Consider the following 1,155-nt stretch of genomic DNA (forward strand, 5'->3'; position numbering starts at 1 on the left):
CTCTGCTTCTGACGCAGGCCGTCTCGAGTCCGGGCGGATGCTTAAAAAGCGGGTTGGTAAAGTTGACCGGTTAGATCTCGAATGGAAGTATATTACTCGAGCTAAAGCTGCTGTAGTATTTAAAGCGTTCGACCCCGAATACGTGCTTGTAGAATATTTGGACGCGAAATCAGGGCAATGGAAAACGAAACACTTTTACACAGGCGACATGAAAGCAGCCGGCTGGATCCCGCACCTTGACCGGTGGGAGAGGGTAAGTCTGGCGATCATCAGGGCGACGCCGGATAAAGGGTAGAGAAGGAGCGGCGACATGCAAAATCTAAGCAGTAATCAAAAACAGCATCTCTACGAAGGCGGCCACGTGGGCGTCACCGTCACCGGCGAAACGCTGGACGGGGATCCGATCGCGCTGACCGAGGACGATATTATCGAGGGCAGCTTCAGCATCGACCGCAACTGGACCAGTGGCAGCACCATCGAGATCGGCTGCGCGGAGACCTCGGAGCTTATCTTCGAGCTGGACAACAGCGACGGTCGGTGGAGCAGTATTCGCTGGGAGGGCACCCGGCTTGTGGTTGTGCTTGACATTGCCGGAGAACCGCTGCAGGCCGGGGTCTTTACCGTTGACGAACCTCCCAGGAAGCTCACCACCATGCAGATCCGCGCGCTGGATGACATGGCGCGCTTTAATCGGCCGTACGCTCCGGGCATCCCCTATCCGGCGACCCTAAAGCAGATCCTGATGGACTGCTGCAGCCAGTGCGGCGTGACACTTTACACCCTTGAGTTTGATAACGGCGATTATGTTGTTTCGCAGCAGCCCGAGGGCGACGACATTACATTTCACCACGTTGTGGCCTGGGTGGCAGAGCTTGCCGGCTGTAACGCCTGGATAGATCATCTGGCGCGGTTGCGGCTGTCCTGGTACGGAGAGAATCAGCCCGAAACGCCGGCAATGGAATTCACCAGGGCCAGCACTGCCTACCACCCCGAAACCGGCGAAGAAATCCCCGAGGACACGCCGGTATTTGTGGATTTTGCGGAGGGTAAGAAAGGGAGTTTGATGGTAGAGGGGACGGAAAACTATTTTAATAGCGCCGATCTTAGACCCGAGAATTGCCCGGTTGAGGTTATAGACAGATACAATTTCAGATC

General features: G+C 55.8%; 2 protein-coding genes. Both read left to right on the forward strand.

Annotated elements, in window-relative coordinates:
* On the forward strand, positions 1–295 hold a 295-nt coding region (locus ACE4YL_RS02160; protein WP_461369084.1), incomplete at its 5' end, for a hypothetical protein.
* Between the two features lie 15 nt (positions 296–310).
* Positions 311–1,155, forward strand: an 845-nt coding sequence (locus ACE4YL_RS02165) for a hypothetical protein (protein ID WP_461369085.1), incomplete at its 3' end; no start/stop codon positions are given.

Source organism: Candidatus Darwinibacter acetoxidans, from assembly GCF_041936445.1.
In the GTDB taxonomy this organism is placed as follows: domain Bacteria; phylum Bacillota; class Limnochordia; order Darwinibacteriales; family Darwinibacteriaceae; genus DTU010.